Source organism: Mycobacterium paraffinicum (genome assembly GCF_001907675.1).
Lineage (GTDB): Bacteria > Actinomycetota > Actinomycetes > Mycobacteriales > Mycobacteriaceae > Mycobacterium > Mycobacterium paraffinicum_A.
On the sequence record NZ_MPNT01000003.1, the window covers coordinates 274422 to 292191 of the forward strand.

General features: G+C 69.4%; 19 protein-coding genes. 9 read left to right on the plus strand and 10 right to left on the minus strand.

What is annotated here, in order from left to right; translation table 11 throughout:
- The first annotated feature begins 16 nt into the window (after nucleotides 1-16).
- A complete protein-coding gene (locus BRW65_RS05915) occupies nucleotides 17-1363 on the plus strand; it encodes a flavin monoamine oxidase family protein (protein ID WP_073872261.1) in 1347 nt (448 codons plus the stop codon).
- Here the strand turns inward: BRW65_RS05915 and BRW65_RS05920 are convergent.
- Nucleotides 1358-2314, minus strand: a complete 957-nt coding sequence (locus tag BRW65_RS05920; protein ID WP_073872263.1) for an alpha/beta fold hydrolase — start codon at nucleotides 2312-2314, stop codon at nucleotides 1358-1360. The two genes, BRW65_RS05915 and BRW65_RS05920, sit on opposite strands and share 6 nt — an antisense overlap.
- Before the next feature lie 132 nt (nucleotides 2315-2446).
- On the opposite strand from BRW65_RS05920, the gene BRW65_RS05925 reads away from it, so the two are divergent.
- Nucleotides 2447-3805, plus strand: coding sequence for a flavin monoamine oxidase family protein (locus tag BRW65_RS05925; protein ID WP_073872367.1), 1359 nt, complete (start codon nucleotides 2447-2449; stop codon nucleotides 3803-3805).
- Here BRW65_RS05925 and BRW65_RS05930 read toward each other — a convergent pair.
- From BRW65_RS05930 to BRW65_RS05940, 3 genes are all read right to left on the minus strand, one after another.
- Nucleotides 3802-4317 (minus strand): STAS domain-containing protein, encoded by a 516-nt coding sequence (locus tag BRW65_RS05930; RefSeq protein WP_084187725.1) that lies wholly within the window; start codon nucleotides 4315-4317, stop codon nucleotides 3802-3804. The two genes, BRW65_RS05925 and BRW65_RS05930, sit on opposite strands and share 4 nt — an antisense overlap.
- Nucleotides 4318-4620: 303 nt before the next feature.
- The gene (locus BRW65_RS05935) at nucleotides 4621-5697 is read right to left on the minus strand and encodes a helix-turn-helix transcriptional regulator (protein WP_084187726.1); all 1077 of its coding nucleotides are present in this window, start codon (nucleotides 5695-5697) and stop codon (nucleotides 4621-4623) included.
- Between the two features lie 42 nt (nucleotides 5698-5739).
- The gene (locus tag BRW65_RS05940) at nucleotides 5740-6921 is read right to left on the minus strand and encodes a glycosyltransferase (protein ID WP_073872265.1); all 1182 of its coding nucleotides are present in this window, start codon (nucleotides 6919-6921) and stop codon (nucleotides 5740-5742) included.
- Nucleotides 6922-7097: 176 nt separating this feature from the next.
- On the opposite strand from BRW65_RS05940, the gene BRW65_RS05945 reads away from it, so the two are divergent.
- Nucleotides 7098-7991: a chemotaxis protein CheB gene (locus BRW65_RS05945; RefSeq protein WP_084187735.1), complete on the plus strand. Its 894-nt coding sequence runs from the start codon at nucleotides 7098-7100 to the stop codon at nucleotides 7989-7991.
- On the opposite strand, the gene BRW65_RS05950 is transcribed toward BRW65_RS05945, so the two are convergent.
- The 3 genes from BRW65_RS05950 to BRW65_RS05960 are packed head-to-tail and all read right to left on the minus strand — an operon-like array spanning nucleotide 7972 to nucleotide 11627.
- Nucleotides 7972-9813: a CheR family methyltransferase gene (locus BRW65_RS05950; protein ID WP_073872269.1), complete on the minus strand. Its 1842-nt coding sequence runs from the start codon at nucleotides 9811-9813 to the stop codon at nucleotides 7972-7974. The genes BRW65_RS05945 and BRW65_RS05950 overlap by 20 nt on opposite strands.
- A 55-nt stretch (nucleotides 9814-9868) precedes the next feature.
- Entirely contained in the window at nucleotides 9869-10627 is a 759-nt protein-coding gene (locus BRW65_RS05955) for an STAS domain-containing protein (RefSeq protein WP_073872373.1), read from the minus strand.
- Nucleotides 10620-11627, minus strand: coding sequence for a chemotaxis protein CheB (locus BRW65_RS05960; RefSeq protein ID WP_073872271.1), 1008 nt, complete (start codon nucleotides 11625-11627; stop codon nucleotides 10620-10622). The genes BRW65_RS05955 and BRW65_RS05960 overlap by 8 nt, the downstream gene beginning before the upstream one ends.
- Before the next feature lie 133 nt (nucleotides 11628-11760).
- Between BRW65_RS05960 and BRW65_RS05965 the strand changes: the two genes are divergently transcribed.
- The gene (locus tag BRW65_RS05965; RefSeq protein WP_073872273.1) at nucleotides 11761-12018 is read left to right on the plus strand and encodes a DUF7218 family protein; all 258 of its coding nucleotides are present in this window, start codon (nucleotides 11761-11763) and stop codon (nucleotides 12016-12018) included.
- Here BRW65_RS05965 and BRW65_RS05970 read toward each other — a convergent pair.
- Entirely contained in the window at nucleotides 12012-12590 is a 579-nt protein-coding gene (locus BRW65_RS05970) for a nucleotidyltransferase family protein (RefSeq protein ID WP_073872274.1), read from the minus strand. The two genes, BRW65_RS05965 and BRW65_RS05970, sit on opposite strands and share 7 nt — an antisense overlap.
- Nucleotides 12591-12861: 271 nt before the next feature.
- Here BRW65_RS05970 and BRW65_RS05975 point away from each other — a divergent pair, with 271 nt between their 5' ends.
- Genes BRW65_RS05975 through BRW65_RS05985 form a run of 3 tightly spaced genes read left to right on the plus strand, consistent with a single transcriptional unit; the run spans nucleotide 12862 to nucleotide 15401 of the window.
- Nucleotides 12862-13803: an acyl-CoA dehydrogenase gene (locus tag BRW65_RS05975; protein WP_073872275.1), complete on the plus strand. Its 942-nt coding sequence runs from the start codon at nucleotides 12862-12864 to the stop codon at nucleotides 13801-13803.
- Between the two features lie 7 nt (nucleotides 13804-13810).
- Nucleotides 13811-14584 (plus strand): PIG-L deacetylase family protein, encoded by a 774-nt coding sequence (locus BRW65_RS05980; protein WP_073872276.1) that lies wholly within the window; start codon nucleotides 13811-13813, stop codon nucleotides 14582-14584.
- A gap of 52 nt (nucleotides 14585-14636) precedes the next feature.
- A complete protein-coding gene (locus BRW65_RS05985; RefSeq protein ID WP_073872277.1) occupies nucleotides 14637-15401 on the plus strand; it encodes an endonuclease/exonuclease/phosphatase family protein in 765 nt (254 codons plus the stop codon).
- Nucleotides 15402-15413: 12 nt separating this feature from the next.
- Here the strand turns inward: BRW65_RS05985 and BRW65_RS05990 are convergent, their stop codons facing one another.
- Together BRW65_RS05990 and mbp1 are read right to left on the minus strand one after the other, a co-directional pair.
- Nucleotides 15414-15689 (minus strand): DUF3349 domain-containing protein, encoded by a 276-nt coding sequence (locus BRW65_RS05990; RefSeq protein ID WP_139272888.1) that lies wholly within the window; start codon nucleotides 15687-15689, stop codon nucleotides 15414-15416.
- A gap of 125 nt (nucleotides 15690-15814) precedes the next feature.
- The gene (gene mbp1 / locus BRW65_RS05995) at nucleotides 15815-16051 is read right to left on the minus strand and encodes a microaggregate-binding protein 1 (RefSeq protein ID WP_073872278.1); all 237 of its coding nucleotides are present in this window, start codon (nucleotides 16049-16051) and stop codon (nucleotides 15815-15817) included.
- 201 nt (nucleotides 16052-16252) lie between these two features.
- Here mbp1 and BRW65_RS06000 point away from each other — a divergent pair, with 201 nt between their 5' ends.
- Nucleotides 16253-17062 carry an SDR family oxidoreductase gene (locus BRW65_RS06000; protein ID WP_073872279.1) on the plus strand — a complete coding sequence of 270 codons (810 nt, stop codon included), beginning with the start codon at nucleotides 16253-16255 and terminating at the stop codon, nucleotides 17060-17062.
- Between the two features lie 234 nt (nucleotides 17063-17296).
- Nucleotides 17297-17707 carry an STAS domain-containing protein gene (locus tag BRW65_RS06005; RefSeq protein WP_073872281.1) on the plus strand — a complete coding sequence of 137 codons (411 nt, stop codon included), beginning with the start codon at nucleotides 17297-17299 and terminating at the stop codon, nucleotides 17705-17707.
- The last annotated feature ends 63 nt before the right edge of the window (nucleotides 17708-17770 follow it).

Genomic DNA, 17770 nt, shown 5'->3' on the forward strand with positions numbered 1-17770 from the left:
CGGTTGACTGTTCACCGTGCCAAACCCGCCGTGGATCGTCGACGTTGTCGTGGTCGGCGCGGGGTTTGCGGGGCTTGCCGCGGCGCGAGAGCTGGCCCGCCAGGGCCATGACGTGGTGGTCTTCGAGGGCCGCGACCGCGTCGGCGGTCGATCCTTCACCGGCAGCGTCGCCGGGTTGCCCGCCGATCTGGGGGGCACGTTCGTCGGACCCACCCAGGACGCGGTCCTGGCGTTGGCGGCCGAACTCGACGTCCCGACCATTGCGACCCATCACGACGGCAAAAACGTGATCCACTGGCGCGGCTGGACGCATTCCTACCGCGGGACCATCCCCAAGCTGTCGCTGACCGGGCTGCTCGACATCGGCCGGTTGCGTTGGCAATTCGATCGGATCGCCCGCAGCGTCCCGGTGGACGCCCCGTGGGACGCGCGCCGGGCGCGCGAGCTCGACGACGTCTCCCTCGGTGACTGGCTGCGCTCGGTGCATGCCACCGCATCGTCACGTGACCTGCTCGCGATCGTGTCCCGGGTGACTTGGGGGTGCGAGCCCGACGACGTGTCGATGCTGCACGCGGCCCGCTACACCCACGCCGCCGGCGGCCTGGACCGGCTGCTCGACGTCGAAAACGGTGCCCAGCAGGACCGTTTTCCGGGCGGCACCCAGCAGATCGCCGAGGCCGCGGCCGCCGAGCTGGGCACCCGCGTCGTCCTGGGCGCGCCGGTCCGCCGCATCGACCGGCACGGTGCGGGGGTCACGGTCACCACCGACGTCGGCCAGGCCGAGGCCGGGTTCGTGGTGGTCGCGGTCCCGCCCGCCCACCGCGCATCGATCGAATTCGCTCCCCCGCTGCCCGCCGAGTATCACCAACTCGCGCGGCATTGGCCGCAGGGCCAGCTCAGCAAGGCCTATGCGGCGTACTCCACACCGTTTTGGCGGGCCAACGGCTTCTCCGGCCAGGCGCTGTCCGACACGGGACCGGTGTTCATCACCTTCGATGTCAGTCCGCACGCCGACGGACCGGGCATCCTGATGGGGTTCGTGGACGCGCGCGAGTTCGACGACCTCGCCCCCGAGCAACGTCGGCGCGCGGCGTTGAACGGCTTTGCCAGGCTGTTCGGCGACGACGCGCTCAAGCCGCTCGACTACGTCGATCACCGTTGGGGCGCAGAGCAATTCGCGCCCGGCGGCCCCACCGCAGCGGTTCCTCCGGGGTCATGGACACGGTTCGGGCCGTTCCTGCGCGAGCCCGTCGGTCCGATTCACTGGGCCGGCACCGAGACGGCCGACGAATGGACGGGATTCCTCGACGGCGCCGTGCGGTCCGGCCAGCGGGCGGCCGCCGAGATCACCGCCTTGCTATGAACTGATCCGCACGTCCTGGGTCACCGATTCGGCGAGCGCCCGCAGGTGCCGATTCACCTCGCGCGGGTGCTCCAGCATCGAGCAATGGCCGCCGGGCAACTCGACCAGGCCGACGACGTTGGGCGCGGTGCCCGCGATCCTGCGGGCCTGGCCGATCGGGGTCAGCCGGTCGCGTTCACTACCGATGACCAGCGTCGGAACCGTCAAACCGTCCAGCTCCAGGTAGCGCGACCCCAATGCGGCGACCAGCATCCTGGCGCAGCCGGCGCGCCCCGCGGGGGACGTCTGTTCGAAGAACTGGTGGACGATCCTGGCGATGCCCGGGTCGGCTTCCTTGCCCACCGCCAGCATTCCGACTACATAGCGGCTCGGAATCCGGGCGGCGGTCGGGATCGGGAACCCGCCGAACGCGTTGATCAGCGCGCGGGCGGCGGCCACTCGGGCGGGCGAGAGCCCGTGCGGCACCGAGAGCAACTGCACCTTGCGGACCAGGTCGCCGGTCGTGGTGTTGATCAGCGCAACGGCGTCGGCGCGCCGACGGACCATGTGCCGGTACCGCGCCGACCACGCGGCGATGGTGATGCCCCCCATCGAATGCCCGGCCAGCACGGCGCGCTCGTGCGGCGCCAACGTCGCATCCAGCACCGAATTCAGGTCGGACGCAAGATGTTTCAGGCTGTACCCGTCGCGGCGGGGCATACCGCTACGTCCATGGCCCCGATGGTCGAAGGCGATCACCCGGTAGTCGTTGGCCAGGTCCGCGATCTGGTATGCCCAGGCCCGGATGGCGCAGGTGATGCCGTGTGTCAGGACGATGGGGTAGCCGTCGGCGGGCCCGAAGACCTCGGCGTGCAGGTGGGTGCCGTCGGTGGCCCGGACGCTCATGGTCTGGCTGGGGGGCAACACGTCGGGGTAGGGGTCGACCGCGCGAGCCGATCGCCGAGCACTCATCGCCGCTCCCCCATTCAACCCGGCCTCGTCGCCGCAGTTAAGGACTGTCGCAAGCTTATCCCTCACGTCCGTTCGGATTCGGTAAATCCGGCAAACCGTTTCTCGTATGAGACGCTAACACCCGTGTACCCGATGTCCCGTCGGGAATTCGTCGCGGCGACCACCGGCGTGGTGAGCGGCGGACTGATGGCCGCCTGCGCCCCACGGCGTCCTCCGCCGGCGCGGCCGCCCCCACCGGACACCCGCTCGATCCTGGTCGTCGGGGCCGGGATGGCCGGCCTGTCCGCCGCCCGCTTCCTCACCGACGCGGGATGGCCGGTACGGGTGATCGAGGCCCGCGACCGCATCGGCGGGCGGGTCCACACGGACCGCGACTGGGGCGCACCGCTGGAGATGGGAGCGTCGTGGATCCACGGCACGGCGGACAACCCGTTGCTGGAGCTCGCGCGGCAGGCGCGGGCTCAACTGGTCACGACCGACTATTACGGCTGGGCCAAGCTGGTCGTCGATCCCAAACTCCCACCGCTGGACTACGATCCGACGCCGTGGCGCGCATTCGTGGAGCAGGCGCGTTACCAGGTCGGCGGCGGCAGCCTGGCGGCCGCCGTCAACGCCGCGGCCGGCGCCGAGGGTCTTTCCGACGCTGACCTCGCCCAGTTGGCCTTCTACCTCACCACCGAGATCGAGGACGAATTCGCCGCCGACGCGGATCAATTGTCCGCCATCACCTTTGACGAGGGCGACTACAGCGGCGGCGAGCAGGACGTCATCACGAACGGCTATGACGCCCTGCCGAGGCTCCTCGCCGGCGGGCTTCAGGTCGAATTGAACACGGCGGTGACCACCATCGCGCAGCGCGACGACTCCGTCGTCGTCCGCGCAAAAGACCGGTCGTTCCAGGGACCCGCGGTGATCGTCACCGTCCCGCTCGGCGTGCTGAAAGCCGGCGCCATTACGTTCGATCCGCCCCTGCCGAGTCGCCATGGCCAAGCGGTGGGCGCCCTGGGCTTCGGGGTGCTGTCCAAGAGTTTCTTCCGCTTCGACCGGCGCGGCTGGACGGTGGACAACGCCTTCTATCAGTACCTGGCCGCCGACAGCGGCACGTGGGCCCAATGGTTCACGCTGCCCGCGGCGGCGGGCCCAATCGTGTTGGCATTCAACGCCGGCGGGCGCGGCCGCAGGGTGGAATCCGCGTCCCCGCAGGAGCTGATCGCCACCGCCGCGCCCATCGCTCGCCGCCTGTTCGGCGGCGCCGTGCCCGTGGAGGTCAAGACATCGAATTGGAGCGCCGACCCATATGCGCGCGGGGCCTACTCGTTTCATGCGCCCGGCTCCGGCCTCGACGACCGGCGCCGGTTGCAGGAGCCGATCGGCGACCGGCTTTACCTGGCCGGCGAGGCCGTCGGCGTCAACAACCCGGCCACGGTGCACGGCGCCATGGCCAGCGGTCGCCACGCCGCGGACCAGTTGATGCGCCGGTTGGGCCGTTAGGACGCGAGCCCCCGAAGTCGCGTCGCCGCGTCATGCTGCGGCTCGTGCTGCCGGGCCGGGCCCGAAACCAGCCGCCGACGCGCAGTGGTCGCGCCTTCGATGTGCGCCAGGGCCGCATCGACCGAGTCGGCGATCGGCAGACCGTGGTCGGGCAACACCCGCGTGATCCGGCGCAGCGCCGCGCCGCTGACGATGCTGCACCGCAGCTGGGCCACCCGATGCTCCTCGTTCAGGTCGAGCAGCGCTCGAAGGCCCGAACCGGCAAGGAAATCCAGGGCGGTGAGGTCGAGGATCAGCGGGGCCCTAAGCCGCGCGAAGCGGCGAATGATGTCGGCGAGCAGGTCGGTGTTGGCCGCGTCGACCTCACCGTCGATGCGCAGGACCGTGGCGGTGCTGCGGGCGTGAACATGGATTTGCGCTTTGGCGCAATCGATTCGGTAGCGGCTACGGGGTTCTCCGAGCAACTCGGGCGTATGTCGATCGAATGTACGCGGATAGGGCAAAGGAGTCATGAAAGATGCGCCCTTCAGGCTTGATAAGGCAGGGCAAGCGACGACGGTGTCCGTTTGGCGCCCGTTGGTAACGGCAGCTGGGGACTCAACCTGACCCCGATGCTACCGGCAATGGCGGCCGTCGGTGCGGATAAGCGATGCCGCGCAGTGCGCCCGGCGGGCAGGATTCGCACTCGACCAGGCAGTTTCGTTACGACTCGCCGTGGTCATAGCGTCCTCGGCGTGTTGGCTTTGAGACGTGGCACACAGCTGAGGCACGATTAATGTGACCAATCCGACCTGCGGCTCAGCGGCGTGTCGCGGTCACGACCCCGCGGTCATCTGCCGAAGGGTGGTGTGCGGGCTCTGGCCGTACGTCTGCCGGTACAGCACCGCGAATCGACCGGTGTGCGCGAACCCCCAACGCTGCGCGATCTCGGTGACGGTGGTGTGGGCCGGTGTGCCGGCCAACAAATCTTGATGCGCCCGGCTGAGGCGGACGCGGCGCATGTATTCCGTTGGCGTGCTGCCGAGTTGGCGGCGGAAAAGGTACTGCACCGCCCTCGGCGTGAGGTGCACCGCGGCGGCGACATCGTTGATGCTGACGTCACCGGCGGCGTGCCGATGGATGAAAGAGACTGCGTCCTTGAGCGTTTCGGGCAGCGCGGGCTCGTTGGCCAGGTCAAGCTCCGTGACGTTGGACGGGTAGCATTCCAGCAGCGCACCGGCCAGCAGCGGGGCCAGCCCCGCCACCACGAGTGGCTGGTGGGCGGTGTCCGGGCCGGCCAGGGTCAAGGCAACGTAGTCCAAGGCCCGGTGCCACGCTCGCACTGCCGCGCGCGAGCGCGGACGCCAGTCCAGGAAGTGGACCTGCTGGGGCAGCGGCGCATGCCAATCCGCGGCCACCTTGTGCAGCACATCCGCGGCGATGCTCACCACGTCGAACCGTGCGCCGTTGCACTGCAACACGCACGGCATTCCTTGGGCGACCAGCACCGGGAATTCCACCGTGACGGAAGGACCCCCGGCGACGCTCATCGAACCGCCGCGGGGCTGGATCACGACAACGCTGTCGCCTGCCGCAATCTCCAACGCGACACGCCCCTGGATCATCACGTCGTCGACCGTCACGGCGCCCGCCTCGCACCGCCGATGGGAAACGGCCGAACGCGTCGTGAGTCCGGCGATGCGCCAGGCGGGTTGGTAGGCCCCGGCAAAGAACTGTCGCGCGGCCTGCGCATCTGCGGTACGGAATTGGTCGCGCCGAAGCGCCGAACCCGAACCGCGGATGTGCCGGCCCGCATCGCTGACGGCGCCGCTGAGGTCGGCTTGGCCCGCAACGGGCAGCCCGCCGACCGCACCGGGGCCGGTGTCGTCGGTAACGCTCGTCAAGGCAGTCATAGTCGGCGCTCCCCCAGGGTTTTGCGCACTGCCCTCATTGCATCACCGCATGCCCGATGACTGCAAGCGTTGCGGCAACCAGGAGGGGGAACCCGCCCGTTGGTAGATATTCAGGCAGTCGAGCGCGATCCGGTCCCAGGCATAACGAGACAGTGCGCGACTGCGGCCCGCCGAACCCATGCTTTGACACTGAAATTGTTGCGCGAGAAGGCTTCTCAATGTTGCCGACAACCGACCAGGGGGTTCCGGCCGCAGCACCAGCCCGGTGACGTTGTCCACCACGACGTCCTTGAGCACGCCGACACCGTAGGCCACCACCACCACGCCACTGGCCATCGCCTGTAGCGCCGCGGTGGCGCGCGGAGGCTGTCTCGGGGTGCACGCGAGCACGTCCGCGGCTCGCAGCAGCATCGGCAGTTCATCACCGGAAACGGCGCCCGCGAACTGGACGCGGTCGGACACCCCCAACCCGGCGGCGAGATCTTGCAGCCGGGCGCGCGCCTCGTCGTGCTCGCGATTCGAGGTTTCTGTCTCCGCCAGCACCAAGTCCGTGGCCGGGACCCTGGGTAGCGCCTTGATGACGGCGTCGAAGCCGTTGCACGGCATCGGGTTGGGCGCAAGACAAAGGATGCGATGCAGCTCGGTGCGGGCCAGCGCCGGGCCGCAGGAGTTGAATCGCTCGACGTCCACCCCACTTGTCAAAGCGGACACCCGGGCCCGGCTGCGGCGCAACCGGCTGAGCGCATCGACGTCATCGGAGCTCTCTCCCGTCACCCACGTCGCGCTGCGCGCCAGCAGCGGTTCGACGCGGAGCCTTTCGCCCTCCGATGGCGCGTCCCCCGCTGAGGGCGCCGCACCCGTGGTGGCCAGGCCCAGGAAGCTCTGGACGGTCGGTATTTCGCGTCGCCGGGCGGCCAGCTGGGCGGCCAAACCGCCGAGCCACCCATACGCGTGCACCACGTCGGGCGGCTGGGCGGTCCACTCTCGCGAGAGCGCGCCCGCCCAGTCGCCGACGTACGGCAGCACGTCTGAGGCCGACTTCGGCGCGGCCGGGCCGACGGGCACCGATAGGGTGCGGTGGCCCTCGACGCCGGTCGCGGCACGCCGATGAGCCTTGCCGCGGACGAAGTCGGTGACCTCATGCCCACGCGCCGCCAGCGCGGCGCACAGTTGCTGGGGGTCGTCGCCGACGACGTCGTCACCGCTGACGATCGCTACCCTCACTTCCTACCCCCTCGCGTCTCCATGGCGTGGGGACGTACCCGGCCCGGTATCCGCGAAACTTTGGCGGCCCTGCGGCTTCGCCTGGCGCCACGCCGTTTCGCATAGCGGATAGCGGGGGCCCGCGCCGGATCGCTCGCCGGACTGTGGCGTGGCCGTCGTTTTGGGAGACTGAAGAGGTGGCGAGCGACCCGCACCGGCCCGCCGTCGAGTTGGTAGTCCTGCTGGCGTCGGCGGGGGGTTTGGCCGCGTTGTCAATCGTATTGGGCGATCTGCCGAGCGACCTGCCGGCCGCCATCGTCGTGCAGCAACACCTCGGCGACCACGACAGCGTGTTGCCGGCGATTCTTCGCCGGGAGACCGCACAGCCGGTCTGTTGGGCGCGCGACGGCCAGGCACTCGGCCCCGGCCAGACGGTCGTCTGTCCGCCGGGAATGTCGCTGGAGCTGACGGCGGCGGGCCGCTGTCGCCTGCGCGCACTGCGCGACGTCGGGGCGCGCCGCTTCGACCTGCTGCTGCGGTCGGTCGCGGAATCGTATGGGCCGCGCAGCGTGGCGGCGGTGTTGTCCGGCTCGGGGCAGGACGGGGCGGCGGGCACCGCGGCGATGAAGCGGGCGGGCGCGATCGTCATCGCGGAGAGCCCGGACACCGCCCAGTACTCGTCGATGCCGGTGGCCGCCGCGCGGGCCGGGGCGGACATGGTCTTGCCGATCCACCGGGTCGGCGCTGCACTCACCCGGATCGTCGAGGGCGCGCCGCTGCCGGACGAAGGTCGCGGTATCTGCTGGGCACCGCCCGCCGAGGACGCCGCAGGCACGACCTCCCCCGCGCCGTGGGGCCACGATCTGGAGAACACCGCGGCGGGCCGGGCCGAACTCGCCCGATTGCGCGCCGCCGAACTGGGCCGGCGGCGCAAAGACCTTTCCGCGGGAATCGCGGCCTCCACCCAGTCGGTGGCGATGGCGCGACGCAGGGCCGCGGAGTCGCGGCGGCGCGCGCAGTTGGCGCATCAGGCGGCCGAGGAAGCGGCCGCGCGGTGGGGCACTGACGCGGCTAGCTCACCACCTCCATGAGCAACAGCGCACCCCCGACCGTGCGCTCACCCGACCGAAACGACGTGCACGTGACGCGCACCCGGGTCGGTCGCCCGCGGCGGTTGATCGCGTCCACTTCCGTCTGACCACAGCTGTCGGCGTCCACGAACGCATTGCCGATCAACGGCCGCACGTCGTCCAGGGGCAGGCCGATGTCCAAGGCGGTCAGCCTGGTTCCCACCGTCTCCTCGGACCGCAGGCCCCAAAGCTCTTCGCAACCGCGGTTCCACAGGATCACCGTCATCTCGCGGTCCACCACCACCATGCCCATCCGGACCGAGTCGACCATCGAATCGAGGAAGCTTTTCGCCTCGTCCAGTTCGAGGCTGCGCTCCCGCAACATGTCGTTGATGGTGTGCAGTTCGTCGTTGGTGGACTGCAGCTCCTCGTTCATCGTCTCGAGCTCTTCGTTGGTGGACTGCAGCTCCTCGTTGGTGGTCTCCAATTCCTCGACCGTGGACTGCAATTCCTCGTTGGTGGTCTCGAGTTCCTCGTTGGTGGACTGCAATTCCTCGTACGCCGCTTCGAGCTGGTGGTTCGTCCGAACCACCTTGTCCAGCAGGGCGCGCGTCGAGCTGACGTCGAAGAACACGATCGACACGCCGAGCAGCCCGTTCTCCGCATCGACCAGCGGATTGACGTGGATCTCGAACCACACCGTCTCCGTGCCCGGCCGCTGCCATTTGACGTCCTGGATCCGCGCCGAGCGCCGCTCCACCTTGGCCTGCTCCAGGTACGCGCGCAGTTCGACCGGACGATAAGACACGTCGAGGTCGCGCAGCAGCCGGCCGATGTCGCGGGCCGAGAGCCCGAACAGCGTCTCGGCCTGCTGGTTGATCATCGCGACGGTGTCCTCTCCGGTGACCACGATTTGGGCCACCGGGCTGGCGCGAAAAGCCAAGTCGCGCACTGTCGTCAGGCCGTTCTGGTCGGCGTCGCGGTCGTAGTATCCCCCGGCGGAGTCGTAGCGCTGCATGCCGGTGTGGCTTCCGATCGCCTTGCGGAAGATGCGGTGTTTCAGGTTCAGCGGGGTGAACCGGTCGCCGTGGCTGAGCAACATCTCGGCGTGGCCCAGGAACAGCGTGCCCTGTGGCGCCAGTGCAAAATGCAGGCGGCTCAAGACATTTCGCTGAGTTTCGGCGTTGAGGTACATCAGGGTATTGCGGCACACCAGCAGGTCGACGCGGGAGATCGGCGCATCCTTGACCAGATCATTGCGACCGAAGATCACCGCGCGGCGCAGCTCCTTCTGAAACACGTAGCGGCCGTTGACCCGTTCGAAATAGCGCGACAGCAGATCAGGCGGCACCGCCTCGACGGACCTGGCGTCATAGGACGCGGCGCGCGCCTCGGTCAGCGCGTCCTCGTCGATGTCGGTGGCATAGATCTTGACCCGTTGCCGGAAGCCCTCGGCCCCCAGCGCCTCGGCCAGCAGCATGGCCAGCGTGTACGCCTCCTCGCCGGAGGCACATCCCGCGCTCCACACTCGAATCGGATCGCCGGGACCACGTTCGGCCAGCAGCCGGGGGATGACCTCGGAGCCGATGCACTCCCAGGCCTCCGGATCGCGGAAGAAGGCGGTGACATTGATCAGGATGGTGTTGAAGAGCGCCGCGAATTCGTCCGAACTGGCCTGCAGGAAGTCGAGGTATTCCTCGAAGGTGTTGTAGCCCGCCTGATCCATTCGGTGGCGCACGCGGCGCATCAGCGAGGTGCGCTTGTACCCCGTGAAATCGAAGCCGCGAGAATCCCGCATGTAACGCAGCAGGACCTCGAAAGCCTCATCGGTCGTGCCATCCATTCATGTCCCGTCCACATCGAGCCTGGCCGAAGAACTTGAACACTACTCGCGGCGGTCAGAATCGATCGTCGAGACCGACCATCGCCCAGACGGCCTTGCCCGACGAGGTGGGAGTGGCGCCCCACGCCCGGCACAGGGCGGAAACGATGGCCAGGCCGGAGACCATTTCCGCACCTCGCCGGGCATCCTCGTGCCGGACGGGCAACCGGTCGCTGCCATCCTCAACGGCGACGGTGACGGCCTCGCGATAGCTTTCGACGATCAATACCGGGGCGCTGTCGGTGTGGTCGAGCGCGTTTTCGACGAAGACGGTGGCCACCGTGGTCGCGATGGGAATCACCTCGCGACGGTCCCATTCGGTCAGCCAGTCGGTGACGATGGCTCGGGCCATCCCGACGGTGCCCTCCGAGCGCGGCAGCTCGGTCCGCGCGCGGCGCCTGATCTGTAGCGACCGGCCGCGGACGGCCTCCAGCGCCGATTCGCGACTGGCGTGGATGGGCACGTAGCGGGCCACGCCGACGCCGCTGATCGCCCGCCGGACCTCGGGTTCCGGGGAGACGAGCAGGATGGGCACGTCCGGCCAGACGCTGACATGCCAGCGGGCGCTGGTGAAGACGGTCCAGGCGGAGGCCGTCGGCACGCGGAGCCGCTCGACATCGACGACCACCGCGGGCGGCTCGTCGAGCGCGGCCTTGATCACCGTGTCGCGCAGGCCCCGATAGGTGGAGCTGTCCAGTACGCCGTCCACCACCAGGATCGGCACGTCCTGTTGCGGGTCCGTGTCGACACGGATGGCCGGGCTCGGCTCAACCATCGCGACCACCATCGCTCGACAACCGATCGCTGAGCACCCTCAGGGCCCGTTCGGTTTCTTCGGCGAGGCCGGTGTACCGCGCGTTGAGCGGACCGGGCCCGGCTTTCTCCGCCAGCTGTCGCGCCAATCGGGCCTTCTCCTGCAGGCTGCGCAGGGCCACCCACAGCGCGCCCTCGACCTCGCAGTCCCGCGCGGCGAGCAGCGCGTCGGCCGTCCAGGCGTGCCCCACCCGGCAGCGGAAGTTGCCCTCGCCGACGGACACCAGGGAGCCGTTGCAGTCCGGACAGGTGTACCCGGACGGGGCGCCCAGTTGCTCGGTGTCGAAATCGGTCGAAAATCGCGACATCATGGCGATCTGATTCTCGAGCTCCATCGCGGCGTCCCGGTGCATGTTGTGGTCCTTCGTCTTCTGGTGCGACAGCTCTTTGACGACCGCGCCGATGTCGGCCGCGGCCGCCTCACGATCGAGCACGCCGGCGTCGCGCGCGTTGGTAGGCATCGCGGGGAACATCGCGTCGGCGGGCGATTGGCCGATGGTGGCGCCCCCGCGCGACCGAATGGCGCCCAGACCCAGCACGCCGTCGTCGAGCACGCCCGAGAGCAGCACGCCGATCGCGCGGGGGCCGAACGCCAAGGCGACCGAGCGGAACAGCGCGTTGATCGCCGGCCGGTGCCCGTTCTCGGTCGGGCCCTGGGACAGCACCACGCGGTGCTCGGCGGCCAGCAGGTGGCGGTCGGGCGGGGCGACGTAGATGCGCGCCGGTTCGAGCTTCGCGCCGTCTTCCGCGGTGACGGCGGGCAGCGGGCCGCTGCGGTCGACGATGCGCGCCAAGACGCTCGGCGCGCCGGGGGGAATGTGCAAGGTCATCAGGTAGGCGTAGGGCACATCGGGAGACAGCCCCGCCGCCAGCTTCGACAGCGCTTCCACTCCCCCCGCGGAGGCGCCAACCGCTACCACGCCCCGCAATTCGCCGTTCTCGCCGGCCGCCCCGATCACCACTTTCGACTACCCGCCTCAATGCCAGGTATTCAACTTCGGTGGGCGTAGCTGTGGGCGATCTCGCAGACCTTGGTTTTCGGTGCGGCCACGGCGGGCACCCTCAGGTGTCTGATCGTGGACAGGAGGGTGAATCATGCCGAACTCGTCGATCAAGAATGAGAAGTTGTACAAGGACCTACGCAAGCAGGGCGACTCCAAGGAAAAGGCGGCCCGGATCTCGAACGCGGCGGCCGCACGGGGCAAGTCCTCGGTTTCGCGCCAGGGCGGAAAGTCGGGGTCGTATCAGGACTGGACCGTCCCGCAGTTGCGGAAGCGCGCGAAAGAGCTTGGGATGTCTGGGTATTCGAGCCTCACCAAAGACAAGCTGGTAGCCAAGCTGCGCAATCACTGAGCGGTGAGCCCGAGTCGCTCGACCAGCACCAAAAAGGCGACCGCGTAATCGTTGTCGGCGGTGCACGACCGGATGCGCTCCCAGTCCAGCTGCTCGCGGACGGCGCGCACGGCCGGCAACAGCTTGGCGAAGTCGCAGTAATGCTCGCCCAGCGAGCGCAGTTGCTGGATGAGCACCATCGTCGGCGGCAAGACAGGCATCCTGACGGCCAGTACGTCGCGCTGCTCGGCGCAGTCCAGGGTCGACGGCTCCACCCGCACACCGTTGAGGCGGTGCAGCACGTCAACCACCGTGTCGCCGGTGCGCGCCTTGAACAGCCAGTCCTCCGGGGGACGTTCGACGGCGAAGCCCGCGTCGCGCAGCGTCGTCACGGCCTCGTCCACGTCGGACTCGGCGACCACCAGATCCACGTCGTGCGTGGGCTCCGGCGCGCCGTAGGCCCACAAGGCGTAACTGCCCGCCAACGCGAAGCGTGGGCCGTTTTCCTTCAGCGCCGACGCCGCACAGCGCAGCGCGTCCCGCAGCTGCGTGCTGGACGCGGGCGTGTCGACATGGGTCTCGATCGGTGCCATGGTGCATAGGTCATACCCCACTGGCGGCGGGTACAACCTGCGCTAACGCGGCCGACCGTTGGTAAGCCCGTTTAACTGGCGGCGAACTGGGCAAGTCTTTCGGGGTGTCAACCGCTTGGCTCAGCGCCTACGAAGCCGCTGTCGTGATCCCCGCCCGCAACGCGTGCTCGGGGCCGACCCCCCCGCGCAGCTGGTCCGGCCGGGCCCGGGCGCCATACGGGTTTGCTCACCACCTCAGGAAACTGGGGAGATCGGCGGCGGGTGATTACACGTGACGGCCGGATTGGTCAGGCATTGGCTGGAGTCGGGCCGACTCGAGCTGCCACTACCCGCGTCGGGACGCACCACTGAACGCTGGCAACGCCTTTCGTCGTTGGCGGAAGAGAACATCGTGGCGGCCCGGGTCGCCGAATCACATGTCGACGCCGTGGCGATACTGCACGAATTGGGCGGTAAACCACCGGAATCCGGGCAGCTCTGGGGCGTCTGGGCGGCCGAATCCCCGGACGCGGTGCTCACCGCCACCGATGTCAACGGCGCCTTCACCCTGTCGGGCACCAAGGTTTGGTGCTCGGGCGCCGGGTTCTGCACCCACGCCCTGGTGACCGCCCGCCTCGAAGACGGAACCCGGGGCCTGTTCGCCGTGCAGGTGACGGACGCGAGCGTCAAACCGTTGCCGAGCACCTGGTGGAACGCCGGCATGGCCGGCAGCGACACCCGGCCGGTCCAGTTCACCAATACTCATGCCGTCGCGGTGGGCGATCCGGGCGACTACGTGCATCGGCCCGGGTTCTGGCACGGCGCGATCGGTGTGGCCGCCTGCTGGCTCGGCGGCGCCCGCCGGGTGGCCGACCCCCTGTACCGTTGCGCCGGAAGCGAATCCGCCGACGCATATTCGTTGGCGCACCTCGGCGCTGTAGACGCCGCGCTGGCCGCCGGCGACGCGGTCTTGGCCGCCGCCGCGGCGCAGGTCGACGCCGACCCGTTCGACCGGGCCGGCACCGCGCAACTGCTGGCCCGCCGCGTACGCACGGTCGTGGAACATGCGGTCGACGAAGCCATCACCCGCACCGGGCGCGCGCTGGGACCGGGGCCGCTCTGCCAGGACGGCCGGCACGCCCAGCGAGTGGCCGACCTGAGCATCTACATTCGGCAAAGCCACGCCGAGCGCGACCTCGCCGAGCTCGGTCGGCTCGCGGGTCGCCAGCGCTGAGGACGCCGTGAGAACCGCGCCGATCAGCAACCGCGCCCGGTTCGCGGCCAAGCCGCTGACCCACGGCGGCACCCCGGCTCCGTTGTGGCTGGCCGCTTTTGAGCGCGCTCCCCTGCCGGCACTCGATCTCGCGGGGTGCCGTCGCCTGATCGTCGTGGCGGCCCACCCGCACGACGAGACCCTCGGCCTGGGTGCGACGATAGCGGCATTGACCGCGTCCGGCGTGGACGTCCAGGTGGTGTCGGTCAGCGACGGCGGCGCTGCCCTGTCCGGCGCGACGCTATCCGGCCGGATTCGGCTGTCGACCACACGGCGATACGAACTACGCAGGGCCGCAAGCATTCTGGGGATCGCCCAGCCGGTGCGGCTGGGATTGCCCGACGGCGAGCTGGCCAACCACGAGGACCGGCTGACCGCGGCCCTGGCCGCGATACTGCGGTCCGCCGGTCCCGACACCTGGTGTGCCGCCACCTGGCGCGGCGACGGGCATCCCGACTACGAGGCGGCGGGGCGCGCGGCCGCCGCGGCATGCGCGCGCACCGGCGTCGCCCTGCTGGAATATCCGCTCTGGATGTGGCACTGGGCCACCCCGGGTGACCCCGTGGTGCCGTGGGACCGCGCCCGCTCGGTCCCAGCGCCAGGATTGGCCATAAACCGCAAACGCCAAGCGGCGCAATGCTATCGGAGCCAGTTGTGCCCCGGCCGCAATGACACCCCGCCCATTTTGCCGCCGTTCGTCCTGCAGCGGCTGCTGGCCGTCGGAGAAGTCGTCTTCCGCTGACCGCCGCGTCGCTCATGACTGCGCGATCCCGAGAGTGGGTAGGAGAAACCCTATGCGTGTGGCGACCTTCAACATCCTGCATGGCCGCACCGTCGGCGACGGGGTCGAGGTGCAGCGGCTGCGGGACTGCGTGCGCCGCCTCGATCCCGACGTGCTCAGCCTCCAAGAGGTCGACTGTGATCAGCCGCGGTCGGAGCGGGCCGACCTCACCGCGGTGGCGGCCGACGCCATGGGCGCCGTGGAGCACCGGTTCGTGGCCGCGATCTCCGGCACACCCGGCGCGACGTGGATGGCCGCCACGGGCCGCGAACAACCCGGGACGGCGGCCTACGGAATCGCGCTGCTGTCCCGGTACCCGGTGGCCAGCTGGCAGGTGGTGCGGCTGCCGCGCATCCCGATGCGCTTTCCCATGTACCTGCCGGGCCCCAACCGGGTGATGGTCGTCGACGAGGAACCCAGGGCGGCGGTCATCGCGCGGCTGCACACCCCGATGGGCGAGCTGACGGTGGCCAACACGCACCTGTCGTTCGTGCCCGGCTGGAATCGGCGCCAGCTGCGCCGGCTGGTGCACGACCTCCGCGGCTTCCCCGGCCCGCGGCTGCTGACCGGCGACCTCAACATGACACCGAGGACCGTGCGGCGCTGGTCGGGGATGCGGGCGTTGGCCGCCGCCGCGACGTTCCCCGCGCACGCCCCGGACCGCCAGCTGGATCACATCCTGACCGACGATCGCGGCCTGCGCGGCAAGGCCGTCACGGCCGAGCCCATGGGCATCTCGGACCACCGGCCGCTGGTCGTCGACCTCGAACACGCGTGAATCGGCGGGCGGCTATCCCATCGCGCCGAGCCGGCACTTGACCCGCTCGATCTCGTCCGCCGAGGGCAGCGCGTCGGTGACCCGGGTGATTTCCACCCCGACGTCCACGTTGGAGAGCGAACCACGCTTCGGCCCCACCAGCTTCGTCGCGATGGTGGCGACCTCGTCGTCGGACACCCGGCGCGGCAGCAGCGCGAACACCGGCGCGTAGCCCAGCCCGGGGGCACCGGCGGGGTAACCCGCGCGCAGGAACGCGACGATGCTCGAGACGCGATCGTTCAGGCCCATCTTCCACCTCACTCGCCCGGTCGTAGCCAGGAATAACCCGGCCGGGCGATTTGAAACCCGCCACGGCGCGGAGGCGGAAAAGGGGCCCGGCCCCTGATGGGACCGGACCCCTTTTTGTCACCGTGCTACTGGTTTTCCTTTTGGCGCTCTTCGGCGGCCTTCGCGCCGGCCCGCGCGGACTCGGCTTCGGCCTCTTTCTTGCCCGCGTCGCGCTGGGCGTCGGCCTTATCCTGCTGGGCCTGGCCCTCTTCGACGATGTCGTCGCGGCCGAGAACGGCCCCGCCGGCCTCCTTGACCTTGCCCTTCAGGCCTTCGACGGCGCCAGTGACGGCTTCCTGTGGTCCGCTCTTCTGATCCCCCATGGATCAACCTCCCTTTGATTGCTGTGCGTCTGGCCCCTGTTGCGTTCCCGGCGGCCGACCCGTCAAACGCACAAGCCGGTGTGCGTGGGATCACGGGACGATTCCACCGCGCAAATCGACCGTTTGGGCTGCGGTCGGCTGGGTAGTGCTGGGTCGGCTGGGCAGTAAAGAGCGACCACCAACGAAAGCGGGTGAGGTTTCTTGACCACCATCGCCGTGATCGGGGCGACCGGCACAGCCGGCTCCCGCGTCGTCGCCAGGCTCAAGGCCAGGGGCGTCGCGGTCGTCGAGGTATCGCGCGCGCACGGCGTCGACGTGCTCGACGGGGAGAGCCTGTACCGGGCGCTCAAGGGGGTCGACGTCGCGATCGACGTCGCCAACCCGACGCCGCACGACGGCCAGCCCACCATCACCGCGGCCTTGAGCACCGCCTCTCGCAACGTCATGGGCGTCTGCGCCGCGCGCGGCGTCCAGCGCCTGGTGGTGTCGACGATGGCCGGCCTCGACGATCCGGTGTTCGACGGGGTGCCCTACTTCGAAGGCAAGCGGGCCGCGAAAGAGATCCTGCTCGACGGGCCGGTCCCCACCACGGTCGTGAAGTCGACCCCGTGGTACGAATCCGCCACCCGCCCCGCGGGGCCGGTGAACTGTGACGGGGACGAGGTGATCGTGGAGGACTGGCTGATTCAGCCCATCGCGGCCGACACCGTCGCCGACGTCCTCGTCGAGGCGGCCCTGGCACAGACGCACACCCCGCGCACCATCACCGGCCCGAATGCCATCCGGCTGCCCGAGTTGACCTCGAAAGTCCTTGCCCTGCAAGGTGACAGCCGTCCCGTGCGGGTGGTGCGGCCCGCCGTTGCGGCGCTCGCCGCGGGAGCGCTGCTGGCCCCCGAGCGCGCGGTGGTCGTCGGGCCCGATGTCGAGACCTGGCTTCAGACGGTGCCATCGGCGAGCACCGACGGCGGCGACGACGCAGCACGGCGCGGGCCGGATTTCTCCCGGGTCTGACCGGTCGTCGCCAAGCCAGAAAACGAAAAGTTGCCGGCGACGGCGGACCATTCGGCGCGGAACCCGCTGGTCGCGGCCCCTTTCGATGCGAAGTCACCACGGGACGAAGTCGTTTCCCCACCCCGATGGCGGCGTTGGCGTTATGGTCATCGCAAGTTGAATCCACAGCTGCCCGCAAGCGAGCGGCCGTGGGCACCGGTCGCTCCCCACTCACCCATTCGATGGGGTGACGATATGACTGCTCAACCGTACGAACAACGGCTCCACTGCTATGAAATCGACTGCGCCGGAGCGCGGCTGGACGTGCAGGCGCACGGCCTGGCGACCGTGCTCCGCCTCAGGGGCGAAATCGACGCGTCCAACGCCGGCCTCGTCGCTCAGGCCATCCGCCGCTTCGTGCGACTTCGGGCCCCGCTGATCCTGGACCTCAGCCGCGTGGACTACCTGGGCAGCGCGGGACTTCGTGTGCTGTTGCTCATCCAGGACGAGTGCCGGCTCGCCCGGGTGCACTGCGGCGTGGTCGGCGGCGTCGCCCTGCAGCGGCTCACCCGCCTGGTCACCGGCCTCGGCCTGCCCTTGGCCGATTCGGTTGGCGAGGCACTCCAGCTGATCCGAGGCTCCGAAAAGGGCCCGCAACGGCGGTGACTTCGGGTCACGATTCCGTCACGATCCTGATCACGAATGCTTAAGAATTGCCGTCCGGTTCCT